Origin of the sequence: Dyadobacter sp., from assembly GCF_051859145.1 — a bacterium.
GTDB lineage: Bacteria > Bacteroidota > Bacteroidia > Cytophagales > Spirosomataceae > Dyadobacter.
Genome location: NZ_JBHYGF010000033.1, coordinates 9,767 through 11,973, shown reverse-complemented (window position 1 = coordinate 11,973; position 2,207 = coordinate 9,767). Strand labels below are relative to the sequence as shown.

At 45.5% G+C, this 2,207-nt stretch carries 2 protein-coding genes and 1 pseudogene; all 3 read left to right on the top strand.

Annotation, left to right across the window (positions count from 1 at the left end):
* A pseudogene (locus ACTIE6_RS02915) lies at nucleotides 1-348 on the top strand (hypothetical protein); the annotation flags it as partial.
* A gap of 1 nt (nucleotide 349) precedes the next feature.
* Nucleotides 350-1,396, top strand: coding sequence for a 2Fe-2S iron-sulfur cluster-binding protein (locus ACTIE6_RS02910; RefSeq protein WP_439555203.1), 1,047 nt, complete (start codon nucleotides 350-352; stop codon nucleotides 1,394-1,396).
* Nucleotides 1,397-1,903: 507 nt separating this feature from the next.
* Nucleotides 1,904-2,207: LacI family DNA-binding transcriptional regulator (locus tag ACTIE6_RS02905; RefSeq protein WP_439555202.1), on the top strand; the 304-nt coding region annotated here is incomplete at its 3' end.

Genomic DNA, 2,207 nt, shown 5'->3' with positions numbered 1-2,207 from the left:
CTTGAATCTGTCAAGGCCGGGTTAATCGCCGATACGCAGCAGCTGCTCACGACTCCCCTGCACGATATGGACCGGGTTTTGCTATCGATTTCGCTCTTGCGGCTTGGTGTCGCTGCCCAACGTATCCCGGTTGAGCAATTCACTCCAAAGCATTTTGAAGGATTTGGCTTCTTTATTGCAGGCCTTCTCACCGCGTATGAGAATCCGCTGCTTTACAAATTATCCATATCTCCGCTTTTTCACATGAAATGGATATGTGAAGCGCATTCATGGACTTTGCTGGCTGAGTACGAAATGCTGTGGGCGCAACATGAAAGTGCCGCCTTGTCAATTCAAACGAAAAAGTAACATGTCAGATTCGACGATATCCATACAAGTCAGGCAGATTATCAAAGAGGCTGACGATGCAAAAACCTTTGTTTTTGAAAGAAGAGACGGCAAACCGCTTGTATACAAAGCCGGCCAGTTCCTCACCTTCCTGATCGAGATGCACGGGCACGAGGTTCGGCGCTCCTACTCTATGAGCTCGGCGCCGGGTGTGGACACTTACCCTTCCATTACCGTCAAACGCGTACCCAATGGGGAAATCTCGCGCTTCTGGATTGATCGTGTTCAGGAAGGCGATATTTTTACAGCGTTGTTTCCGTCAGGCAGGTTTGTGCTGGAAGAAAGCCTGACCGGCGAGCGTGATATTATATTGATCGGCGCGGGAAGCGGCATTACACCCTTGTTTTCGATTTTAAAACAAACTCTCAGTCAGGGGCCGGAGTTGCACGTGACGCTTATTTACGCAAGCCGTAGTGTAAAAACAACGCTGTTCTGGCAACAGATACTTGACCTGGAAAGCGAATACCAGGATCGTTTTCGCGCTATTCACATTCATAGTCAGCCTACGGATGAATGGAACGGGATCCGGGGAAGGATTAACAACACGCGCCTGGAACAGCTTGTGAATAAGTCACTGAAACACAATCGCGCAGATGCGCGCTTTTTCATTTGCGGACCATTTGATCTGATGCGTTCTTCGGAGATCACGCTCCATTTTATGGGGTTTTCCAAAGATCAGATTAGAAAAGAGAACTTCGTAATCACTTCCGCGCCTCCTGCCCCACGCGAATCCTACCCGCATAACATTGTTCTGTACTTTCGCGAAAAGCTGTACCATCTCCACGTTCCGGCACATACAACCGTGCTCGATGCCGCGCTCGCAGAGGGTATTCGCCTGCCATATAGCTGCAAAGGAGGTCGCTGCTCTACCTGCGCGGGTATTTGCAAAACAGGCGCTGTCCACATGAGCGTCAATGAAGTTTTAACGGATAAGGATTTGAAAGAAGGCTGGATCCTGACGTGTTCAGCTTACGTTGACAGCGACAATGTAACTATCGAAATTCCCTGACACTTAATGAGAAAGCGCAAGTCAGGCTGACTTACGCTTTCTCAGGATTTAGGATAAGTGGGTCTTAAAATTTAGGAATATAGAAAAGGTTAAAGGCGGATTTCAGGTATAAGAGCAAGGAAAGTCAAATGCTATTTGGTTGTTCTTAAAGGTATTGTTCAAATGGACATTAATCAGAGATGTTAAACCGCCAAAACGACGAATAATCTTCTACTTGATTAACTGATTACAAAATTAATCGTAAAATTAGATTTACAAAGCAAAATTGTGAAAAAGTGCACGAACACGCAACAAAAATCAACTGTCGTTATCGTACACGATTTTAAAACCATATAGCTGGCGTGAAGACATAAATTTAGCCTTTAAAATTTACATTCTCTTTTTTGTTATAAAAAAGATTTGAAAAGTAATTAATAAACTGACAATCAGCCCGCGACTCTGTTCCTGAAAGTGCTGTTAATTACTACTTTTGCATGCTTCACAGAAGCTAACTACCTCTGATTAATTGTGAAAAAGAAAATCGTAAGAATAAAAGATATAGCCGAGCGAGCACAAACTTCCAAAGGCACTGTTGACCGTGTGCTCCACAATCGCGGAAGGGTTGCCGACGATGTGCGGGAAAGAATTCTGAGCATTATTAAAGAGCTGAACTACGAGCCCAACTTCATTGCGCAGTCACTTAAATCGCAACGCACCTATAATCTTGCCGTACTTGTTCCTGATCCGGCACTCGATCCTTACTGGCAGGCGCCGCGATTGGGATTGGAGAAGGCAGAAAAGGAGCTGCGGCAGTATGGTCTGTCCATTACAC

Excerpts from the sequence above, each read along its gene's own strand:
- ACTIE6_RS02910 (WP_439555203.1), top strand. The coding sequence starts at position 350 with ATGTCAGATTCGACGATATCCATACAAGTCAGGCAGATTATCAAAGAG.